At 51.6% G+C, this 20,541-nt stretch carries 20 protein-coding genes; 10 read left to right on the top strand and 10 right to left on the bottom strand.

Annotated elements, in window-relative coordinates; translation table 11 throughout:
• Positions 1-167 precede the first annotated feature (167 nt).
• The gene (locus K0H81_RS06125; protein WP_220060798.1) at positions 168-896 is read right to left on the bottom strand and encodes a DUF599 domain-containing protein; all 729 of its coding nucleotides are present in this window, start codon (positions 894-896) and stop codon (positions 168-170) included.
• A gap of 557 nt (positions 897-1,453) precedes the next feature.
• Between K0H81_RS06125 and K0H81_RS06120 the strand changes: the two genes are divergently transcribed.
• The 4 genes from K0H81_RS06120 (at position 1,454) to rsmS (ending at position 6,450) form a co-directional block, all read left to right on the top strand.
• Positions 1,454-3,022 (top strand): S41 family peptidase, encoded by a 1,569-nt coding sequence (locus K0H81_RS06120; RefSeq protein WP_220060250.1) that lies wholly within the window; start codon positions 1,454-1,456, stop codon positions 3,020-3,022.
• Between the two features lie 8 nt (positions 3,023-3,030).
• Entirely contained in the window at positions 3,031-3,432 is a 402-nt protein-coding gene (locus K0H81_RS06115; protein WP_220060249.1) for a hypothetical protein, read from the top strand.
• A gap of 279 nt (positions 3,433-3,711) precedes the next feature.
• Complete coding sequence (locus tag K0H81_RS06110) at positions 3,712-6,123, top strand: TonB-dependent receptor plug domain-containing protein (protein WP_220060248.1); 2,412 nt, start codon at positions 3,712-3,714, stop codon at positions 6,121-6,123.
• A 141-nt stretch (positions 6,124-6,264) separates the two neighbouring features.
• On the top strand, positions 6,265-6,450 hold the full coding sequence (rsmS, locus tag K0H81_RS06105; RefSeq protein WP_220060247.1) for a pleiotropic regulatory protein RsmS: 186 nt from the start codon (positions 6,265-6,267) through the stop codon (positions 6,448-6,450).
• A gap of 154 nt (positions 6,451-6,604) precedes the next feature.
• Here the strand turns inward: rsmS and K0H81_RS06100 are convergent, their stop codons facing one another.
• A complete protein-coding gene (locus K0H81_RS06100; RefSeq protein ID WP_220060246.1) occupies positions 6,605-8,434 on the bottom strand; it encodes a S8 family serine peptidase in 1,830 nt (609 codons plus the stop codon).
• A 378-nt stretch (positions 8,435-8,812) separates the two neighbouring features.
• Between K0H81_RS06100 and K0H81_RS06095 the strand changes: the two genes are divergently transcribed.
• From K0H81_RS06095 to K0H81_RS06085, 3 genes are all read left to right on the top strand, one after another.
• Positions 8,813-9,061 carry a hypothetical protein gene (locus K0H81_RS06095; RefSeq protein ID WP_041406678.1) on the top strand — a complete coding sequence of 83 codons (249 nt, stop codon included), beginning with the start codon at positions 8,813-8,815 and terminating at the stop codon, positions 9,059-9,061.
• A gap of 81 nt (positions 9,062-9,142) precedes the next feature.
• The gene (locus K0H81_RS06090) at positions 9,143-9,850 is read left to right on the top strand and encodes a tRNA (adenine(22)-N(1))-methyltransferase (protein WP_220060245.1); all 708 of its coding nucleotides are present in this window, start codon (positions 9,143-9,145) and stop codon (positions 9,848-9,850) included.
• Between the two features lie 45 nt (positions 9,851-9,895).
• The gene (locus tag K0H81_RS06085) at positions 9,896-10,432 is read left to right on the top strand and encodes an NUDIX domain-containing protein (protein ID WP_220060244.1); all 537 of its coding nucleotides are present in this window, start codon (positions 9,896-9,898) and stop codon (positions 10,430-10,432) included.
• A gap of 96 nt (positions 10,433-10,528) precedes the next feature.
• Here the strand turns inward: K0H81_RS06085 and K0H81_RS06080 are convergent, their stop codons facing one another.
• The 3 genes from K0H81_RS06080 to K0H81_RS06070 all read right to left on the bottom strand — a co-directional run bounded on the left by K0H81_RS06080 (position 10,529) and on the right by K0H81_RS06070 (position 13,326).
• On the bottom strand, positions 10,529-11,443 hold the full coding sequence (locus K0H81_RS06080) for a pseudouridine-5'-phosphate glycosidase (RefSeq protein ID WP_220060243.1): 915 nt from the start codon (positions 11,441-11,443) through the stop codon (positions 10,529-10,531).
• The gene (locus K0H81_RS06075; RefSeq protein ID WP_220060242.1) at positions 11,437-12,528 is read right to left on the bottom strand and encodes a PfkB family carbohydrate kinase; all 1,092 of its coding nucleotides are present in this window, start codon (positions 12,526-12,528) and stop codon (positions 11,437-11,439) included. Before K0H81_RS06075 ends, K0H81_RS06080 begins: the two co-directional genes overlap by 7 nt.
• A gap of 345 nt (positions 12,529-12,873) precedes the next feature.
• Positions 12,874-13,326 carry a YaiI/YqxD family protein gene (locus tag K0H81_RS06070; RefSeq protein ID WP_220060241.1) on the bottom strand — a complete coding sequence of 151 codons (453 nt, stop codon included), beginning with the start codon at positions 13,324-13,326 and terminating at the stop codon, positions 12,874-12,876.
• Positions 13,327-13,507: 181 nt separating this feature from the next.
• On the opposite strand from K0H81_RS06070, the gene K0H81_RS06065 reads away from it, so the two are divergent.
• Positions 13,508-14,206: a DUF2461 domain-containing protein gene (locus K0H81_RS06065; RefSeq protein WP_220060240.1), complete on the top strand. Its 699-nt coding sequence runs from the start codon at positions 13,508-13,510 to the stop codon at positions 14,204-14,206.
• 12 nt (positions 14,207-14,218) lie between these two features.
• Positions 14,219-15,088, top strand: coding sequence for an SPFH domain-containing protein (locus K0H81_RS06060; RefSeq protein WP_258406400.1), 870 nt, complete (start codon positions 14,219-14,221; stop codon positions 15,086-15,088).
• 118 nt (positions 15,089-15,206) lie between these two features.
• On the opposite strand, the gene K0H81_RS06055 is transcribed toward K0H81_RS06060, so the two are convergent.
• Complete coding sequence (locus tag K0H81_RS06055; RefSeq protein ID WP_220060239.1) at positions 15,207-15,791, bottom strand: TetR/AcrR family transcriptional regulator; 585 nt, start codon at positions 15,789-15,791, stop codon at positions 15,207-15,209.
• A 160-nt stretch (positions 15,792-15,951) separates the two neighbouring features.
• On the opposite strand from K0H81_RS06055, the gene K0H81_RS06050 reads away from it, so the two are divergent.
• Entirely contained in the window at positions 15,952-16,587 is a 636-nt protein-coding gene (locus K0H81_RS06050; protein WP_220060238.1) for a glutathione S-transferase, read from the top strand.
• A 168-nt stretch (positions 16,588-16,755) separates the two neighbouring features.
• On the opposite strand, the gene K0H81_RS06045 is transcribed toward K0H81_RS06050, so the two are convergent.
• The 4 genes from K0H81_RS06045 to K0H81_RS06030 all read right to left on the bottom strand — a co-directional run bounded on the left by K0H81_RS06045 (position 16,756) and on the right by K0H81_RS06030 (position 19,645).
• On the bottom strand, positions 16,756-17,160 hold the full coding sequence (locus K0H81_RS06045; RefSeq protein WP_220060237.1) for a DUF3169 family protein: 405 nt from the start codon (positions 17,158-17,160) through the stop codon (positions 16,756-16,758).
• Positions 17,161-17,261: 101 nt separating this feature from the next.
• A complete protein-coding gene (locus K0H81_RS06040) occupies positions 17,262-18,377 on the bottom strand; it encodes a hypothetical protein (RefSeq protein ID WP_220060236.1) in 1,116 nt (371 codons plus the stop codon).
• 118 nt (positions 18,378-18,495) lie between these two features.
• Positions 18,496-19,158 carry a hypothetical protein gene (locus K0H81_RS06035; protein ID WP_220060235.1) on the bottom strand — a complete coding sequence of 221 codons (663 nt, stop codon included), beginning with the start codon at positions 19,156-19,158 and terminating at the stop codon, positions 18,496-18,498.
• On the bottom strand, positions 19,151-19,645 hold the full coding sequence (locus K0H81_RS06030; RefSeq protein ID WP_220060234.1) for a hypothetical protein: 495 nt from the start codon (positions 19,643-19,645) through the stop codon (positions 19,151-19,153). The genes K0H81_RS06035 and K0H81_RS06030 overlap by 8 nt, the downstream gene beginning before the upstream one ends.
• Positions 19,646-20,541: the final 896 nt, after the last annotated feature.

Genomic DNA, 20,541 nt, shown 5'->3' with positions numbered 1-20,541 from the left:
TTGCTTGCTCTCGTGTTCTCATAAGCCACTAATTTTTAGAGACCACTAATCCTAAGACGCTTTAACCTTATCGGAAATTAGTGCTCGGCGAATAGTGGTGCGGGGCAGTCAGTTGCTCAGGGCAATCTTGGGCTCTGGGTAGTCAGTTGCTCTAGTTCTATTTAGCGCTAGACAGTCTTAGTCGCTTTGGCCTGCTCGCGTTCATCGAGGATCAACATTCCCTGAGTGATCGCCTGCACCGCCCTGGACTTAAACTCGCGGCGATACAGGGTGTAGACCACCACCAGGCTAGAGACGATAAACAGCAGTGGATGGAAGAACCAGCCCAGCACAGCCATCGAAAAGTAGTAGGAGCGTAGGCCATAGTTATAGGCATGGGCCGCCCTGTCCTGCACTATCGCCATCTGCAGCGCATAGGCCTTTAGCTGCTCATCTTGACCACTCTTATCGACTGGGGTCGCCCCCACCATGACGTTGAGGAAACCATATTGGCGCATCGACCAGGTAAACTGAAAGAAGGCCATCACAAAGATCAGCGTCAATATGCCAAGTTTGAACTGGATCAGCATGTGAACCGGCGGCGCCGTCATGGGGATAGAGGCGATCACCGCCTCCAACCGCTCGACCTGGGCAAATAGGGTCAATACCCCGGCCAGCACCAGCATAGTGGTGCTGGCGAAGAAGGTGATGTTTCGCTCAAGGTTGGCCAGCAGCGCCGCCTCCGCCACCCTCACCTCGCGTCCCAGCAGCTGATACATCCAATGAATACGATGCTGATGCAGGCAACGGGCAATACAGTGGGTGTTCTTGGCCTTCTTGCGGGCAAAGCGAGCGTAACCTATCCAGCAGCTAAAGAAGCAGGTCACGGCGATAAGGTCGAGCAGGTAATTATTCATCATGGATTCAACTTGTTAACAAGGGGCAAAGTGGTCAATGGCTGCCAAGATTCATTTAATCATAGCCTATTGATATTGCAACTCAATTTCCTTGTATCTTAAAGTCGACTTAGTGTGCTATTTGCGCAATCGCTCCCTTAGGCGGCTCATCACCAGCAAAAGCATGACAAGTGGCAGTTGGCAGTTGGCAGTTGGCAGTTGGCAGTTGGCAGTTGGCAGTTGGCGGCTGGCTATAAGATGCAGTTAAATGGGTGCAAGCGAGAAAAGCGCGGCCAAATTAGAACGAGCCAAAAGCCTGCATATTCGACCATTTCTGCTGCAATATCTGCGGTTTATCTGGATGCACGCCCTATTAAGGTCGCCTTCTCGATGTAATCGGCTACAAACAGATGGAAAACGAGCAGGAAAACACAAGACCGTCCGCGACTTAGGCTATACCTATATGCAATTCTTAGCTAAGATGGTCAAGAAATTGTTACACCCATGTTTTCCTGCATGAGACCCGTTAACAATTGCAACGCCACCAAACACAAGAGTTTAATAATAAAGGATTATTTATGAAGTCAATCTCAAATGCTCTGTTTACAAGCCTGATCGCATCAGGCCTCTTGCTCACTGGCTGTAGCGGCGGTGGCAGCGGTAGCGATACCTCTGGCAGCGGCGGCTCCATAGGCACGGGCAGCACGGTGAAATGGGTCGAGGGAGAATTTACTCCCTATGCACAATTGGCCAACCAATGCGACGCGGGTCTCAAGGAAAAACTGTGGTTACGTTCTTGGAGTAACGACACCTACCTTTGGTACAGCGAGATCATAGATAGGGATCCGGCGCCTTACCAGGTCTTAGAATATTTCAGCCTACTGAAAACCGAAAACCTGTCGGCCACGGGCAACCCCAAAGATCAGTTCCACTTCTCTATGCCCACCAGCGAATGGGAACAGCTTAATCAATCGGGCGCCTCGGTTGGCTATGGCATGAGCTTCCATCTCCAGCAGGCCAGCAGCACCGCAGACAGAAAGGTTACCGTGACCTACACTGAGCCTAGCTCACCGGCCACCAACGCCAATATCGCCCGTGGCGCCGTCATCGTCAGCATAGATGGCGTGAGCGTGAAAGATGCCAACGACACGGCCTCGATCAATACCCTGAATAACGGCCTCTTTCCCAGTGACGACGGCCAGGAAACACGCTTCACCATCCTAGATCTTGGCGCCAGCCAGACCCGTGATGTGGTGCTCACCGCGCAAACTGTGGTCTCAACCCCAGTACAGAACACTAAGGTGCTCGCCAGCCCTTCGGGTAACGTGGGTTACTTCCAATTTAACTCCCACATCGCCACGGCAGAGCGCGGCCTTTTTGATGCCATCGCCACGCTGGCCAATGCCAAGGTAGACGATCTGGTACTGGATCTGCGTTACAACGGCGGCGGCTTATTGGCCATGGCGAGCCAGCTCGGCTACATGATTGCCGGCCAGCAGGCGACGCAAAATCGTATCTTCGAGCGCAGCACCTTTAACGACAAGTACCCCACCAAAGATCCTGTCACGGGCCAGACCTTAACACCTATGCCTTTCATCGATGAAACCATTGGCTTTAATCCAAGTCTGTTGAGCGGTGGCCAGAGCCTGCCAAGCCTTAACCTGTCTCGAGTATTCGTGCTCACCACAGACGATACCTGTTCGGCCAGCGAGGCGTTGATCAACAGCCTGCGCGGTATCGATGTCGAGGTGATCCAGATTGGCGGCACCACCTGTGGTAAGCCCTATGGCTTCTACCCAACACCGAACTGCGCCACCACCTACTTCACCATTCAGTTCAAGGGGGAAAACGACAAGGGCTTCGGCGACTACTCAGACGGTTTCGTCCCCAGCAGCAACCCGACGCTACAAAGCGAAGTGCCAGGCTGTGACGTAGCAGATGATTTCAATCATGCCTTAGGCGACCAAGATGAAGGCCAGTTGGCTGCGGCGCTCTACTACCGTGACAACAACAGCTGCCCGGCTCAGGTGGCAAAGGCGTCACGTACCCAGGCGAAACCTCAGTTTGTCGATGCGGGTTATGTGCTGCAAGATACCCGCAATCAAAACCTGCTGTTTAATAACCGGATTCTGACTCAGCCTAAGTAGGATTTATGATGAAACGCATAGTTCGTATCATACTCGGCGTCATGCCGTTAACGCTCCTTGGCTGCTCACTACAGGCACAAGATGCAGCTTTGGCAGCTCCTGTGCCAGCCCCAGTGCCAGCATTAGTCAGTGAGCCGAGTGCAGAGAGTCTGGCTGAGCTGGAAAACGCCATCGCCAAGCTGTTACAGATGCAGAAAGTGACCCTAGCCGCCGACGCGTTCACCCGAAACAGTCGATTGGCGCTGGAGCGCAATCCCCATAGGGATCCTAATGGTCAGCTGTTGATGGGCCGCAACTTTGAGCTACCGCAGATAGTCCAGCTTTGGATAAGCGGTGATGAGTGTTTTATCTCAGATGCCGAGGAGCATCGCAGTGCGCCGCTGACAGTGACTCGCTGCTCTCCAGAATAGACCAATCAGCCTGGCTATTTGCCCATACGATGAGTCTTCTCCACGACGGCTGCTTACCCAAAGCAGCCGTCGTTTTTGATGGTTAATGCACTCAATATCTACTCTTATCTACTGGGCGCGTTAGGCGAGATAAAATGCTCCTTCGATACGCTATCGCGAGTACTCAATAGAACCGTCTGCACTGAGTTAGTACATATCCTTCTAAATGTAACAATTGTTACAGTGATATTATCCCGCGCTTCTCATTATTGTTTTACATACCAATTATTAAGAGGCCTTATGCGCTTAGCTGTTTCCGCATTAGCAGTGTCATCTGCACTCATCCTTCCTGGCGTCCACGCTGAAGATCAACAAGCGACCTTAGATCAACAAGCCAGTTTCGAAAAAATCGAGATCATAGGTTCACGTATCGCACTACGTACCGCCACAGATAGTGTGGCACCGGTGGACATTATTACCGCCGAGCAGCTAGAATCGACGGGGATGACAGAAACGGCAAAGGCACTGCAATTTGCCGCACCCAGCTACAGCTTTCCATTCTCATCGGTAACCGATGGCTCAGATGCGGTGCGCCCGGCTAGCCTGCGCGGCCTATCACCGGATCACACCTTAGTCTTGGTCAACGGCAAGCGTCGTCACGGCTCGGCACTGGTCCATCTGAGTGGCACAGTCGGTAAAGGCTCATCTAACGTCGACCTGAACGCCATTCCGATGACCGCAATCAAGCGTATCGAGATCCTGCGTGACGGTGCATCGGCACAATATGGCTCCGATGCGATTGCCGGCGTCATCAACGTGGTGCTAAAAGACAATGAGCAAGGTGGTAGCGTATCGGCACAGGCTGGCCAAACCTACGCGGGTGACGGCGAACAGTGGCGACTGGGTGCCAACCATGGCATCGCCCTGGGTGACGATGGCTTCGTCAATGTCTCACTCGAAGCACACCATAAAGACAGCACTAACCGCGCTGGACTAGATCCTCGCCAGCAGTATCCAGAATTAGCCGATGGCTCACCGGATCCTCGCGAAGCCAGCTTTAATCGCAAGAGCCACCAGGTTGGCGACGCCGAATACGACAACCTAGGCCTGTTCATCAACGCCGCCAAGGCCATTTCAGACAAGGGCGAGCTGTACGCCTTCGGTGGCGTGAGCAAACGCGAAACAAAATCAGGCGCCTTCTACCGCAGAGCCCTGGATAAGCGTAACTTAACCGAGGTGTACCCCGACGGTTTCTTACCCCAGATCAACCCTGAAATCATCGACACCTCGTTGGTGCTTGGTTATGAGTTCACCCTGGGTGAATGGAACATCGATACCTCCGCAGGCCATGGCGAAAACTCATTTAACTACAATATTGTTAACTCATTAAACGCATCTTTGGGCCCCGACAGCCCGACCGAGTTTGATGCAGGTACTTTGTCGACCCGTGAAACCAACTTGAATATCGATGCGTCGCGCTATTTTAACTTTGCAAACGACTCAGAGATCCTCTTTGCCGCGGGTGTGTCATGGCGCAAGAATGGCTACCAAATTGAAGCTGGCGAGAGTGCTTCCTACATCAATGGCGGTTTCGATAATCGCGCCGCCGGCAGCCAGGGCTTCTCGGGCTTTACCCCAGAATCTGAAGTCGACGAGACCCGAGATAACACAGGCGTTTATGTCGAGCTTGAAAACCAGTTAACCGATGACTTTTACTGGGCGGCGGCGCTGCGTTACGAAAACTATTCCGACTTCGGCGACAACACCAGCTGGAAGCTAGCGGGCCGTTATGATTTTACCGACAACCTGGCACTGCGCGGAACCATCAACACAGGCTTTAGAGCGCCTAGCGTACAGCAGCTGTATTTCAGCAACATCTCTACCCTGTTTAACCCAGATCCCGTCACGGGTCAGTTGGTACCGACAGAATCGGGCACCTTCAACACCCTGTCACCGGTGACAAAAGGCTTAGGGATCAATGAGCTCGAGCCAGAATTATCACAATCTTTCAGTCTAGGTCTGGTCTATCGCAATGATGCGGGCCTGGCACTGACCTTGGACGCCTATCAGATCTCTATCGATGACCGAATCATCTTGTCGAGCTCAGTCACGCCGGATGATTCACCGGCGGTCGCTGAGGCCCTTGCCGGCACCAACGCCGAATCGGCACGCTTCTTCATCAACGCCGTCGATACCCGAACCCGAGGGGTTGATCTGGTAATAAGTCAGGATTTTGATATCGGCGCTTGGGGCGATCTGCAAGCCAACCTGGCCTATGCCTATAACAAAACGGAAATTCAAGACATTCATTTCCCGCAGGTGTTAGACGGCGTAGGTAAAGAGCTCTTCGATCGTATCGAACAAACCCGTATGACCTCGGCCACGCCAAACAACACAGGCAACCTGGGACTCACCCATAGGCTTGGCGACTTCAAAACCAACGTTCGTCTAAGCTACTTCGGCGATTACACTGTGGGTTATTCCTCTGGCGATGTCACTTATAGCGACCAATGGGTAATGGATTTGTCAGTGCAATATGCGGCAACTGAGGCGCTAAGCTTTACCGCCGGGGCGCAAAACCTGTTTGATGTCTACCCGGAGAAGCGTCCGGATAGCAATAACTTCAATGGCATCTTCGTCTATCCATTAACCAATACGCCATTTGGCTTTAATGGTGGTTACGTCTTCTTAGAAGCCAAATATACCTACTAATCCCCGTAGGTTCATCACACTAAAACAGGCCATTTATGGCCTGTTTTTTTATCTCGACCAGCCATTAAGGAGATAGCTTAGGCAACTTGTTCCCATCGCCACGCTGTGTGAGAATCGACAGCAGGCATTTGAGGGAAGAATATGACGCAAGCACCAGGTAACTCATCTACAACTAAGACGGCTCTTGATGACGCGAGTGACGAAATAAAACTCGCCGTAGACCTTATTTATCTTCTGGAGAGTCATGAGATTGAGCCAGATGTGGCACTGGCGGCTTTAGAGATAGTAAGGCAGGACCTACAGAGAAAACTGAGCAAAGAAAACTGAACAAGGCTAACACTTAGCCGCTTACCCTCAGGGCATCACGAAGTCATTTACGGACTGTTTATTGCTCCTTTTCCTTACGCCCATCTATTGCTAAAGAATTAACCATAAAAAAACGCAGCCTAGGCTGCGTTTTTAGTGTTACTCAGGGAGTTGTTTAGAAGATCACTGTCTGCTCGGCAGTACAGGTAGAAGTACCTTCATCACAAGCCTTATAAACGTAAGTTCCGCCACCCTTAGTGTTGATGGTGTCGGTGTAGGTGCTGCTAGCCGAAGTGGTCGCAAGCTTGCTGCCATCACGGTAAACATCTACGTTTGCACCTGCGGCACCAGAGAAGGTCAGATCAACTGTCTTAACGCCCTTGTTCTTGTAGCCGTTAGCCGACAGAGTGAAATCACCACCGCCGTTGTTTCCGCCACCATTGTCGCCACCGGCACAGCCGTTAGCGGTCAGGTAAGCATCGGCGGCCGCAGCCTGAACGATACCGTAACCGAAGTACTCATCTTTACCCGGTGCACCGCTGTCCATGGCAGTCGCTTTCAGCGCCGCACGGATCTCGCTACCTGTACACTGGTTGTGGTTAGACCAAACCAGCGCCGCAATACCAGATACCGCAGGTGTCGCCATAGAAGTACCGCTCATGAAGCCGTAGTCGGCAGTGCCGATATCTACCGTTGCAGTGCTCGCCGCAAGCAGCGCCGCGCGATCTTCCTGTGCAGTACCTACTGCTGGGATAGAGGTAGTATTGGTGTCACCTAGGGTACCGTAAAGCATGCCAGGTTCGTTGTTGATGATGATCGCACCGACACCACCCGAACTTTCACAATTAGCGACCTTGTCGTGGAAAGAGATCACGCCGCGGTCGATCACACAGATGTTACCGTTAGCGCCAGCATCGGTCGCTTCGGCAGTGCCCATGTAATAGGTGTTGCCTGAAACTGTGCCTGAGTTTTCCATCGCGCTGCTGGCAAATGAAGCGCCGTCCGCGGTCAGGTTAGACGCAGTCGCCATGCCTGCTGGGTAAGTTGATAGTGTGTCCACACCACCGGCAGTCACTTCCACGCAGATAGTCTCGTCTGAAGTCGCCTTAGGACCACGACCCGAAGTACAAGATGGGAACTGAGAGAAATCGGCGATGTTGTTGTTTGCATCGTTCGCGCCCACCATCATGACCGATGGGTAACCCGCTGGGTATGAACGTACGTTGTTACCATCGTTACCCGCAGCGGCAACCACCAGACCGCCTGCATCGACGAAGGCTTGGAAAGCGTTAGATTCGGTAGAGTTAGCTCCGCCGCCACCTAAGCTCATGCTGATGATGTTGGCACCGGCCGCGCTACACAGGTTAGTGGCGTGGGCCAGATCAGATGAGTAACCCCATCCTTCAGCGTTGAATACCTTGATGATGTGCATGTCGACGCCAGGCGCCATACCGATCACACCAACATTATTGTCAGCTGCACCGATAGTACCGGCAACGTGAGTACCGTGTGGGCCGCCGTTGACGTTCCAGTTGCCTGTACCCGAATCGTTGTCACCAGTGATCTTGTTCCATTCGAAATCTGGGTTAGACGCGTCAAGACCCGAGTCGATGATACAAACCTTCATGCCGGCTGCGGCGTTGAAAGTCAGCTGATCAGCCTGTGATTGATACACAGCGTAAGGTGTTACCTGCTGCGTCATTGGGTTGCCCGCATCATCGCTAAAGCTCATCAGATGACGACGCTGGTCCGCCTCGACCAATTTAACGTGTGGGTTGTTTAACAGTCCCTTTACTTGGGCCAAATCTTTGCCCGCAAAGGTTGCAGCGATAAAGCCTTCACCATCGACATGGATCTGTGCGCCTAACTGCTTAGCCAGTGCCTTAACGACACCCTTACTGCCATTGTCTACCTGGATGATGTAACGATCATCATCGGCAAATGCCTGAGTTGATAGGCCAACACTTAATGCCATTACCGCACTTGCCAACTTAGTTAACTTCATAGAGGTCTCTCCATTATATTTATTTTGTTAAGAGTCTTTTTATTAGAACTTCCCTGAATAGCAAATGCCGCGGTATATCTCTCTTCAATTGCGACCTGATTTGGCATTTACTACCACACAACAAGGCACAAGCTATCACACCAACTTGATAGCAACAAGGTATTAACAAAAAATAAACATATGTTGCACGAGCGTACATTTTACTCGGGAGTGGAATTCGCTGGCTGACTTATCGCGCTGCCAGACAAGACGCTTTGCGATCATCAGGCAAGACGCTTTGCAATACAGATCCCGGCTTGTCGGCTGGTAAAAGCGCTGTTGCAACGCACCAAGGCTGGTATACTAGGGCTTCATTTGCCACTATTAACGACATTGACGATGACAGACAACGCCACGCCAGCAAACCAAGCAGTAGACTTCTCGGCCATCAACAAGAGCACGGCCGCCTCCTTTAACGAGCAGAAGAATCTGATCAAGCGGCTATTTAAGGGCAACAGAGTCGATTGCCAAAAATGTAAACAACCACTGCAGCTGATCGTGCCCACCGAGAAGGCGCAGACAGGCCATTACGGCGTGTTTTGTAAGAAGGGTTGTACGGATATCGAGCTGGAAATCGATCTGCTTTAACTTTTGACACCCTAGACCAAGCAACCCATTAAACACCGGCAATGTCGATACAACCGCCATTCCCGGTGACGAGCCTCCCCTTTGAAACTCAGTCAACGCCTCTCTCACCTGCAAGACATGGTCGATGGCCACTACGCCCATATCTGGGACTGCTGCTGCGATCACGGCCTGCTCGGCGCCGCCCTGCTTAACAAACAGGTGGCCGGTACCCTGCATTTTGTCGATATCGTGCCTGGCATCATGCAGACCCTGCAAGATAAACTCGAGCGCTTCTTCCCACTAAACCAAGATGCCACCAGCCCTCAATGGCGGGTGCACTGCACGGATGTGGCCAAGCTGCCGCTGGCAGACTATCCGAGCAACACGCCGCAGCTGGTGATCATCGCAGGGGTCGGCGGCGAGCTGACCGGCGAGCTGGTGAGCGCGATTCAAGCCTGCGCCGACGCCCTCGGGCAAAGCATAGAGTTTCTCCTCTGCCCCGTGCATCACACCTATCTGCTCAGAGACAGGCTAAGTGCCATGGCGCTCAATCTGATCGATGAGAGACTCATCAGCGAGAACAAGCGCTGCTACGAGCTTTTGCATGTGGCGCGCCGCGGCGAGCGTCCCATCACGGCGATTGGCGACAACCTCTGGTCACAGGCGCCGTTTGAGTTGCAGCAGGCCTACCTAAGGCGTCTGTTGAAGCACTATCATCAGGTGGTCAGAGGCAGTCAGTTAGATCAGAAAGCGCTGCTCGAGCGCGCCATCTCAGATTATCAGGCGCAGCTGGACTTGCTTAGCGCCTAGCCTGTTATCTTTGGCATCCTTTTTCATCTTCAAGTGAGTCAACTTATGCGCCTGCTGAAATCCACTATCCATCCCGACCTTAATGCCGCCACGCCAGAGGAGGTAACCGGACAGGGCTTCATCCGCCGCGCGGCGCGCGCCATAGTGCTCAGGGGTAGCCAAATATTGATGCTCTACACGGCGCGGTATCACGACTACAGCATTCCCGGTGGCGGCGTGGATAAGGGCGAAGATATTCGCCAGGCGCTGCTTAGGGAGCTGGAAGAGGAAACCGGCGCCCATACTATCGAGATCTTGAGCGAGTTCGGCCGCTACCAGGAGTTTCGCCCCTGGTATAAACCCGGATTCGATTTTGTCCAGATGGAGTCTTACTGCTTTGTCTGCGCCATTGGCGAAGAGCTTGGCGATACTAGGCTCGAGCACCATGAACTGCAAAACGGCATGCGCCCGGTATGGATAGATATTCATGAGGCGATTACCCACAACGAACACACCATGGCCCATAGCGACAAGAAGGGCCTGTCTATCGAGCGCGAGACCTATCTGCTAAGACTGATCCGCGATGAGCTGCTCACTTGCTAAACAGCTCACGAATTAAAATCATCTCAAGATAAACCGCCCGTAAACTCACAAAAAAAGAGCGCCTAAGCGCTCTTTTTTATCACCGTCAGATTACCCTTAACGGCTGTATTCACTGGCGATTTTCGCCGCCAGCTTAGCATTGTTAAATACCAGCTGGATGTTGGCGGCCAGGCTGCTGCCTTCGGTCTTCTCGGCGACCTTGGCCAACAAGAAAGGCGTCGATGCCTTACCTGAGATCCCCTTGGCATCCATCTCGGCCACCGCATCTTTAATCACTTGATCGATCATCGCCTTATCCAGGGCATATTCGGCCGGGATAGGGTTAGCGACCACCACGCCGCCCTTGAGGCCCATCTGCCACTTGGCCGTCATGGCATCGGCCACCTGCTTAGGGGTATCCAGACGATAGTCGACACCGAAGTCGCTCTCACGGGTGTAGAAGGCGGGTAGCGTCTCGGTTTCATAACCTACTACCGGCACGCCTTGGGTCTCTAAGTATTCCAGGGTCAGACCGATATCCAGAATCGACTTGGCACCGGCGCAGACTACGGCCACATCTGTGTTGGCTAGCTCCTGCAGGTCGGCAGAAATATCGAAAGTCTGCTGGGCACCACGATGCACGCCGCCGATACCGCCGGTCGCAAACACCTTAATGCCTGCCATCGCCGCCAGGATCATGGTAGACGCAACCGTGGTCGCGCCATCGGCCTGCTTAGCCACGATGAAGGGAATGTCGCGGCGGCTGGTCTTGATCACCGCCTGACCCGCCTTACCCAGATACTCGATCTCATCGTGAGTCATGCCGACTTTGAGGCGTCCCTTGAGGATGGCGATGGTCGCAGGAACCGCGCCGTTATCACGAATGATCTGCTCCACCTTGAGGGCGGTCTCGACGTTTTGCGGGTAAGGCATACCGTGAGAGATGATGGTCGACTCCAGTGCCACCACGGGACGACCGGCATCCAATGCCGCTTTCACTTCTGGGTTGATATCTAGGTACTGCGCTAACATAGAGACTCCTTGATAACTCGGTTAACTGATATTTCAGACATGTTAGGGTTGATCGTTGCCAGATCCGACAGGGCGACCACCGCCGCCGCCATGGCAAACTCGGTCGACTGACGGGTCGACCAGCCTTGAATAAAGCCGTGGGCCAGGCCCGCCAGGAAAGCATCGCCGGCGCCGTTGGCGTTGACCATCTCCACCGGAATGGCCGGAATATGGGCCTGCTCCTCACCATCGCTGTAGAAGACACCGTCGATGCCCAGGCTCAGGAAGACGCGCTTAACCCCCTGCTCGTGGAACCAGTTCGCCAGCACTGGCAGCTCACCATAGTTGGCGATGGAGATCCCAGAGAGCTGCTCGGCCTCTTTAAGGTTCGGCTTGAGGGTATGCACGGCGCTGAGATAGGGCTTGATCTTCTCCGCCTTGGCGCAGGAGACGGTATCGACAAACAGCGGAATGTCGGCGAAGTTACTGAGCAGGTAGGCCAAGGCGGCCTCGGACAGATTGGCGTCGATAATCGCCAGGCTGGCGCGCTTGAGCATCTCCTGCTGGCTCTTGAGCTGCTCGACCCCTAGACGCTCCAGAATCGCCATGTCATTGATCGCCACATGCATGTCGCTGTCGCCATCAAGCACAGAGAGGTAGGTGGAGGTCACGCCATCGCTTAGCTGCAGGCTGGGTTTCATGTCGATGCCGGCGCGCTGACAGTGCTCGACGATCTGCTGACCATAGGCATCTTTGCCCACGGCGGTCATCAGGCGGGTATCCGAGCCCAAACGGGACAGATTCTCGGCGATGTTACGCCCCACCCCACCTGGGCTGCAGCTGACGCTCCCCGGGTTGGAATCCCCCACCCGCAGGCTAGACGCCGGACGACCGAGAATATCCATGTTGGCGCCGCCGATCACCATGGCATACTTGGCTTCGGCCAGGATATAGCCCTTGCCACGAATCACCCCCTTGTTGGTGAGATTCATGATATGCCCCGCCACGGCGGAGCGGCTGATCCCTAAACGGTCGGCCAGCTCCTGCTGGGGGATCAAAGGGTCTTGCTTGAGTAGTGCTAAGATTTCTAATTCACGTTCCGTCATTTAGGCGATCTCACTAAGCAATAGGTAATGTGTGCATGTGTAGTGTCTGCATCGGTACTGTCTGGCTATGCAAAGCTATAGCAAGCAAATATAAAGAGACAAACAAATGTTTGCACACCAAACTTTTGTTTTACGTTAATCGATTTCGCCAGCGAGCGCAAGGTAAACAAAATCGGAATCAAGTGGTTATGTGAGGTGTGCCACACAGGTCGACAACGCCTATCCCACTCAGACAGGTACTTTGGCGTCAGCAAGCACTAACTTTCGAGCATAAAAAAAGCGCCAGATTGGCGCTCATTAATTGACGGACGGCAGTTAAAACTAGGGCTAAATAGCTTAAGCTGCTTAACGCTTGTGATATTTAGTGATCAGGCGATCCAGCTGATTGCCGAAGGCCTGTTTCTCGCTCTGGCCTATGGCCGCCGGGCCGCCGGTCTGCACGCCGCTGGCACGCATGGTGTCCATGAAGTCGCGCATGTTGAGAATAGACTTGATGTTATGCTCGGTATACAGCTCGCCCCTAGGGTTCAGCGCCAGGGCGCCCTTGTCGATCACCTCTGAGGCCAGTGGAATATCGGCGGTGATCACCAGATCGCCAGGCGCCGCGCGCCGCACTATCTCATTATCGGCCACGTCAAACCCAGAGGAGACAGTCACCAGCTGAATAAAACGCGATGGCGGGATCCGCATGGCGTGGTTGGCCACTAAGGTCACGGCAATCTCGGCGCGATCGGCAGCGCGAAACAGTATCTCTTTAATCACGCCTGGGCAGGCATCGGCATCGACCCAAATTTTCATCTCTTCTTCCTGTCATCACAGTCAATCATGGCTGCGAGCACTATAGCATAGCTATCGCGCTTTATAACGAGTGACCTTATCCCATAGCAAGCGGCATTAACACTCCGGGGATCTCTTATGGTAATTTATTCAATACTTCAATACATTGATTTTAAATAGATAGATTTTAAGTAGATAGATTATGACCACACCTGCCACCAAGGAAGCGCTTTTCGGCCCGGACTGTCTCGAGTTTCTCGCCAAATTGGCCAGCAACAACGAGCGTGACTGGTTCAAGGCCCACCAGGCCGAGTATGAGGCCAAGGTTCGCACCCCGGCGCTTAACTTTATCGGCGCCATGGCGCCCCATATCCAGCAGCTCTCGCCGCGCCTCACGGCCGTGCCCAAGAAGGTCGGCGGCAGCCTGATGCGCCCCCAACGCGATGCCCGTTTCAGTAGCGATAAGACTCCCTACAAGGTCAACGTGGGCATTCAGTTTCGCCATTTTCAGGGCAAAGATGTGCACGCTCCCGGGCTCTACCTGCATATCGCCAACGACGGCTGCTTTCTCGGCGCCGGGATCTGGCATCCTGACAGCAAGGCGCTGAGCCAGATCCGCAGCTGCATCGACGATAACCCCAATGCCTACAAACAGGCGCTCAAGCAGCTAAGCGCCGCCGGATTTGCCATGGAGGGTGACAGCCTGCAGCGACCGCCCAAGGGCTATGACAAGCATCACCCCATGTTAGACGAGCTCAAGCGTAAAGACTTTATCGCCATCAAGCCGCTCGACACTCAGCAGCTGTTTGCCAAAGATTTCGACACCTGGTGCGCCGCACAGTTTAACCAGGTCAACAAACTCATGGGCTACCTCTGCTTCGCCCTGGATCTTGATTATTAAAAAGGATTTTTGATGTTTAATCGTAAAACCAACAAGACTTTCGGCCCACGCCTAAGCGGACTCGGCCGTCTGAAATTTATCGCACCACTCTTGGTCGTACTGCCGCTGGCCACTGGCCTAACGGGTTGCACCAACCCCAACACCCCGGCGGGGGAAGAGGGTTATGTGTTTGAGAAGCCACGCATCTTCGGCGCGGGCGGCTATCGCGGCACCCTCATAGGCCCCAGCAACTATGGTGTCTCCCTGTGGCGCAACGAGGTGATCAACATCGATATGCGTCCCAACACCTACACGGAAAACTTTAAGATCCTCGCCAAGGACGATCTCAACATCAGCTTCAACTTCCACGCGGTGATCGCCATCAAGTCGGGCACGGTGAAAGAGGTAGTCGAACAATATGGCGCCGAGAACTGGTATGTGCGCTTCGTGCGCGAGACCTTCCGCACCTATGTGCGCGACGAAGTGCAGCGCTACGACAGCGTGGCGCTCAAAGAGAACCGCTCGGAGATCGCCCAGGCGGTGTCGGTCAAGCTCAAGGATTACCTCAAGACATCACCTTTTCAGCTCAACAATGTGATCGTGGGTAACATCAACTATCCCGACATAGTCGCTATCGCGGTCGAGAAGAAACTCGCTGCCCAGCAGCTGTTGTCGGAAAAAGAGACCCAGAAGGAGATCGCCCAGAAGGATGCGGAGATCCGCATCGAAGAGGCCAAGGGTATCGCCCAGGCGCAGAAGATCATCAATGAGACCCTGACCCCCAACTACCTACAGCACGAGGCGATTAACGCCCAGCTGAAGATGGCCGACTCGCCCAACCACACTACCGTCTACATTCCGGTCGGCACTAACGGCATCCCTCTGATAAAGGGCGCCAAATAGCAGTAACGGAACCCAAAAAGCCTGTCGTCCTTTAGGCGACAGGCACTAGAAGCGTCAGAGATAAAGCATTAGTAAGGCCTTGATTCGAGCGCCTTAAACAAACTAGTTAGCGAGCAACTTAAGCAGCTAGCGATTTAAGATAACCCATAAGCACCTCACGGGCCTGAGCGATACGCGCCTGCTGTCTCGCCTTGCCCAGCACACGTATTCCCTGCATCTGCATCACCAGAAAGCTTGCCAGCTGCGCACATTGGACACCTGCCGACAACTCACCGCGTTGCTGCGCCCCTTGCAGCACCCGCTCGAAGGTCTGATGCAGCTCGTCAAACAGGCGAGTACAGATCCCCTGCACCACCTCATCGCTTAGGTATTTTTCCAGCACGGCATTTTGCAAGAAGCAGCCGAAGGGCTGGTTAGACTGCCTGACGATAAACTCCTCCAGATAGGTCACCAACTCATCTAGGCCAGCCGTCTCGGCAAACAGGGGCGTGAGATTGGGCATGGCATGGTTATCGAAGTAGTAGCCCAGCGCCTCACGATACAGACTCAGCTTGTCACCGAAGCTGTTATACAGACTAAAGCGGTTGATCTTAAGGTGATCCACCAGATCCGCCACCGAGGTGTCGGCATAGCCCTTCTGCCAGAAGAGCTCCATCGCCTCTACCAGCTTCTCCTGCCTATCAAAATTACAACTTCTCGCCATAGATGATTTTGCTCAATATTAGTCAAAAGTGTTCGCAACAAGTTTCTTGACCGAACGTTCAGTTATGATTTAGATTCTATTCTAAACGAGCGTTCAGTTAAAGCAAAAACCTTCAACTGAGGCCACCACAACAACTTCCACAAGACTCAGAGAGGGATAGATGAAACTCTACGAATTAGCCATGACCCCCAGCGCCAGACGCGTCAATATCTTCCTTAAGGAACTTGGTCTAAACGAACAAGAGATAGGTCTTGAGCGTGAGAGCCTCAACCTGCGCGCCGGTGACAATCTGAGTGATGAGTTTAAGGCCATCAGCGTCAACGGCCGCATTCCGGTACTCGAACTCGACGACGGTCAGACCCTATGTGAATCTGTGGCCATCTGCCGCTATTTCGATGAAATCACTGCGCCAGCACACTCGCTGTTTGGCGACACGCCGCTGGAGAAGGCTCAGGTTGAGATGTGGCAGAGGATCTGCGAGCTGCAAGGCCTGTTCGTCGCCTTCCAGGCCTTTAGAAACATCACCAAGGTGTATGAAGACAGAGAGCGCTGCGTCGAGGCCTGGGGCCAAGAGTCCCGCCAGCGCGTGATAGAGTTTCTGCCAACGCTTGAGAAACAACTCACCGAGCAGCCTTTTGTGGCCGGCCAGAAGTTCTCCATCGCCGACATCACCGCCTACGTGATGATGAGCTTCATCAAACACCTAGAGATCACCCCAAACGACGACCAGCCCCACCTCACCGCCTGGCTCGCCAAGATGGAACAACGCCCCGCCATCATAGCCGTCAACGGCTAAATTTGAGATAGAAGAATCTAAGGTGGCGAGTTCAAATGCTGAAGCTCGCCTGCCAAATGGCCAAGGACAAAAATAGTGAAGGTTAGGAATACTAGCTCAACGTCACCAGCTTCGACCGAGTAAAACAAAACCCAGCAAACAACGGAAGCAGTACTGGCTCGGTTAGATTTACTTGTGCCTGCGTTTACCGGCGCTTTTTCGCCATTTATTAAAATACAAATATGCAATAGCAAAAAAAACTATTCCAATTAAGACTCTTTCCCCCATGGAATCAACGGTTGTTCCTTGTCCTGTCCGCGAAGCTAGTAATCCAAAAAATGAGACTAAAACACCTAGCACTATATACATTAGTGCATAACCTAGAGGCTCCCTTCGCTTCCTTGACTTCTGAGCACGTTCTTCTTTTATTTTCTTACGATATTTATCAGTATTAACCTGTGCTCGCCGCTTAACCGGATCATTAAGAATCAGCTCTATTTCTTTTACGCGATCAGGCCATCTATCCCGATCAATGTGCCTATATGCGTCTTCTAATTCCTCGACGCTATACTTTGTGTAATCAATTTTATCCATATTTGACTAGTAACGCTTCACGTAGTGGGAACAGAATTCCCGGCTAAAATTTACGAGGCACGATCATGAAATACGCCTGCAGTGTCTTTTTATACATATTTTTAATTTTTAACATCCCATGGATTTGTATTAACGTTGTCATAGCGGAAATAGTCTGAACCATTTGGAAAACTATAATGCGCACGATACGCTATATCTAGTACCCATTTAGCAATCTTTTCAGCCTGATTTTTTGATAAATTAAAATTGTTTATATAGAAGTATGAGAGTGATTTCTCTGCGACCGGATATGATTTGATGATTTCTGCATAAACCTTTTTATATGAAGAACCAGTTTTAGACCATGCTGCTAAAGCCATATTAACTTCTTCCGTTGAGTTATAGGTATCGGAGTCAGAAAGAGCCCATGGTCTGAGAGCTGCATTTGCCCATACATCCTGAACATGGTTTCTTAGGCGAGCAGTTGGTTGTAACGTACCTTCATCATTTCCTGGCCCCATTGTTTCATCCAAAAGATGGGCGAAGTATTGAACTGGGTTTGGTAATAATGACTGAGAGAGTTTGACGTCCGGACGAAATTTGATTGTGCAGGATTGGTCGAATGCTTCAGAAGAATTTATATATATAGCCCATGGTGCTAGAAAATCATAAGGCTGGCCAACAGACATGAACCATTTTCTTTTTGTTTGCTTTGAAAGAAAGATAAGTGGCGGTCTCCAAACATCTCCAATTAGTGCTGTGTATTTGGAGTGACCATAGCTTTCTTGTAAATCTTGCAGAAACTCATTTTTCTGGGCTTCCGAGTCAATTAAAAAAAGTGAATACATATCTCCACGCCAGCCAAAACTAGTTTCTTTTACTGCAATACGTACACCACCCGTAATATTCTTTTCCCAGTAAACACTGCGTATAGATTCTTCTCCAAATTGAGGAACTTTTTCAAACTGGTCTTGATCTGCTTCTAATGCGGCGCCACCAGAAATATCAAGTGCTGATGAACCTAAAATTAAATTACTATTTAGATTTTCAGGAATGTCGAGTGGGGCATATAGTTGTGTTGATTTTGAGTTAAACATGGATCTGGCGAGTGTTAAAGCATCTGAACATTCTTGACTAGATACATTGCCGGATATTGTAGGAAAAGTTTCCGCAATGGCATTAGAAACGATAAGTGATAGCATTGAAGCAAATATGTGAATCTTAATCCTTGAGCGCACGTGATATATCCTTTGTTTTAATAAAAAGCACGATCATGCAGTTTGCAAATATGTATAACGCCGCGCTCTACAGCGAATTTGAAGCGCAGCGAAAAATTTGTCCGACAGCAGCGCCTTGTTATGCATCGCTTTTTGGCTCAACCTTCCATGTCATGCGATTACGTACCCCACCTTCCACATCAAAGTGTTGGACTCTACACCGCTTGTCTGCTGGATGCTCTACGATAGCCACGTGATCCAGCGAAAGATCTTTGGCAATGATGTAGCAAAATTGCCCCATATATGGCTTTCTGACTAAGTGATCACAGTCACCATATTCAGCACCGCATATTGAGCATTCTTGCTTTCCCACAATCATTCCAGAACTGATAAAGACTTGAGGCGGAAAAACAAGACGCTCTATCGCCTCTAGCTTCCGGTTGTGTTCCGCGAGGTGTTCAAATCCAGAGTGTGCACGAACTGCATCAACCGTGGCCATTTGAGCCGTAACCAATTCTTCCCATGCTGCATCTGGCTTGTTCTCTTTCAGCAACAGCCACATCCTTAGTTCCGCAACCAGAGCTGTAGTGACACAAGTACAGCCAAGCAATAGGTTCGCATAATCTTCACTCTTATTTTCGATGGCAGTCGCCATTTCGGCGGCAATCGACTCCCTAAATGCCTCGAGGATTTCAATGGCCCCCAGCTGCAAGGTGCTATCTCGGGCAATAGATAGAAATATTTCAGCTTCTTTTACCTTGGCATTAAATGTGGAAATGAAAGGAGATATATCGTTATTCATCTGAAGCGGCCCTAATAACTTCCGGCAAATCCTTCAAGCCCTCCGGTGGGCCTTTGTAAGTTACTTTCTTGCAGACTTTGCTTTTTGTTCGTTCTACCACAATATCCATTTTTACCTCATTTTCGCCGCTCATCCCCTTAAAAAAGTCGGTGGCATAGTTTGCAATTACACTAAGCGCAAGGGACAAGTAGGAGGAATTCTGTGAGAGCAAACCAACAGACACAAACAGTGTTGGAGCCACCCACTCGAAAGCATTATTTTGAATATAGGGAAAACGTTGCTCCTTGGAGAACAATTCGTCTAGTGGGACATTAGATGTTCTCAATAGCGTCTTGACAGTCGCGCTTTCAGAGACCTGGCGAAATGTGGAAATATCAGACGCCGCTTCAAAGTTAGACGGAAGCAAAGCCAACCCCGTTGGATTGAGGCAACCTAAGTCGTTAATCCGCTGACGAACGTCGATGTATTCAGAGATGGTTGTAGTCATGGTATGGGTTACCCTTGAGATGCATAACAACTTATTAGTGAGACCTTGCAAGGTACGCTACCTTGTAAGGTAGGAGACCAAGCATGTAAATAAGTGGGGTCAGAGTCATCTTCTAAAAGAGGTGATCGGCGCATGCTGGTTGGCTTTTTCATTCCCTGAATGGCGTAGTCGATGTTTGATTCGAGTTGGCCTAGCTCTGTCCTTAATTGGTGATACTTTAAACTATCTCGTCAGGGCTATACAACATGCAAGGTCACATTTAATTAAAGAGCTTTACTAACAAGAATAGTGGCTTGAGCCCACTTGCCCGGATCAGGTCCAATCGAAGAAGCGTTAAATACCAAGTGTAGATACGGCTGTGACCTTCGGTTTCAGGGATGAAACCGCAGAGCGGCCAAGGATGGCGCACAGCGTGTCACAGCAGTATCTGCACATAAGCCCACCGCAGGTGATAAGTCACAGTGAAGGTGCGACCTTCAAACCCCTTCCCAAAAAGCATTCAGGTAAACGCCGCAACTTGGAACAAACCGAGAGTCCCAGGACACCAGAGGAAGCCAAACCGAAGAAATGTTAGATACCGAGTTTAAGCACACTTTTGGCTCTCGGCGGCATGGCCAAATATGTTCCCTACATTTTTTGGGCATTCCCTACATCCATGTAGGTCAGTACCGCCGTGAAGCCTCCAGGGGCGACTCTCTTTGACAAAAAGTCGGCGTGCCAAAAGAGTGCTTGCACAGCCCCCGCCGGGCAGGCGATAGATTGCCATGAAGGTACGACCTTCAAATCCCTCACAAATACAAATGTGGCCAAATGCTGCCTCCTAATCGAAAACAATCGGCGATGAATCGAAGAGACGTTAGATGCTCGGTGTAGATACGCCGGAGAGCTTCCGAAAC

It is taken from the genome of Shewanella halotolerans (assembly GCF_019457535.1).
GTDB lineage: Bacteria > Pseudomonadota > Gammaproteobacteria > Enterobacterales > Shewanellaceae > Shewanella > Shewanella halotolerans.
Note: the sequence above shows the minus strand (reverse complement) of the source record. Positions and strands in the feature narration are given on the sequence as shown.

What these genes read in the sequence shown, in the direction of transcription:
- K0H81_RS06050 (WP_220060238.1), top strand. Translation starts at nt 15,952, where the DNA reads ATGAAACTCTACGAATTAGCCATGACCCCCAGCGCCAGACGCGTCAAT.
- K0H81_RS06125 (WP_220060798.1), bottom strand. Translation starts at nt 896, where the DNA reads ATGAATAATTACCTGCTCGACCTTATCGCCGTGACCTGCTTCTTTAGC.
- K0H81_RS06070 (WP_220060241.1), bottom strand. Translation starts at nt 13,326, where the DNA reads ATGAAAATTTGGGTCGATGCCGATGCCTGCCCAGGCGTGATTAAAGAG.
- K0H81_RS06060 (WP_258406400.1), top strand. Translation starts at nt 14,219, where the DNA reads ATGTTTAATCGTAAAACCAACAAGACTTTCGGCCCACGCCTAAGCGGA.
- K0H81_RS06065 (WP_220060240.1), top strand. Translation starts at nt 13,508, where the DNA reads ATGACCACACCTGCCACCAAGGAAGCGCTTTTCGGCCCGGACTGTCTC.
- K0H81_RS06100 (WP_220060246.1), bottom strand. Translation starts at nt 8,434, where the DNA reads ATGAAGTTAACTAAGTTGGCAAGTGCGGTAATGGCATTAAGTGTTGGC.
- K0H81_RS06095 (WP_041406678.1), top strand. Translation starts at nt 8,813, where the DNA reads ATGACAGACAACGCCACGCCAGCAAACCAAGCAGTAGACTTCTCGGCC.
- K0H81_RS06080 (WP_220060243.1), bottom strand. Translation starts at nt 11,443, where the DNA reads ATGTTAGCGCAGTACCTAGATATCAACCCAGAAGTGAAAGCGGCATTG.
- K0H81_RS06045 (WP_220060237.1), bottom strand. Translation starts at nt 17,160, where the DNA reads ATGGATAAAATTGATTACACAAAGTATAGCGTCGAGGAATTAGAAGAC.
- K0H81_RS06055 (WP_220060239.1), bottom strand. Translation starts at nt 15,791, where the DNA reads ATGGCGAGAAGTTGTAATTTTGATAGGCAGGAGAAGCTGGTAGAGGCG.
- rsmS (WP_220060247.1), top strand. Translation starts at nt 6,265, where the DNA reads ATGACGCAAGCACCAGGTAACTCATCTACAACTAAGACGGCTCTTGAT.
- K0H81_RS06075 (WP_220060242.1), bottom strand. Translation starts at nt 12,528, where the DNA reads ATGACGGAACGTGAATTAGAAATCTTAGCACTACTCAAGCAAGACCCT.
- K0H81_RS06110 (WP_220060248.1), top strand. Translation starts at nt 3,712, where the DNA reads ATGCGCTTAGCTGTTTCCGCATTAGCAGTGTCATCTGCACTCATCCTT.
- K0H81_RS06120 (WP_220060250.1), top strand. Translation starts at nt 1,454, where the DNA reads ATGAAGTCAATCTCAAATGCTCTGTTTACAAGCCTGATCGCATCAGGC.
- K0H81_RS06035 (WP_220060235.1), bottom strand. Translation starts at nt 19,158, where the DNA reads ATGAATAACGATATATCTCCTTTCATTTCCACATTTAATGCCAAGGTA.
- K0H81_RS06030 (WP_220060234.1), bottom strand. Translation starts at nt 19,645, where the DNA reads ATGACTACAACCATCTCTGAATACATCGACGTTCGTCAGCGGATTAAC.
- K0H81_RS06115 (WP_220060249.1), top strand. Translation starts at nt 3,031, where the DNA reads ATGAAACGCATAGTTCGTATCATACTCGGCGTCATGCCGTTAACGCTC.
- K0H81_RS06085 (WP_220060244.1), top strand. Translation starts at nt 9,896, where the DNA reads ATGCGCCTGCTGAAATCCACTATCCATCCCGACCTTAATGCCGCCACG.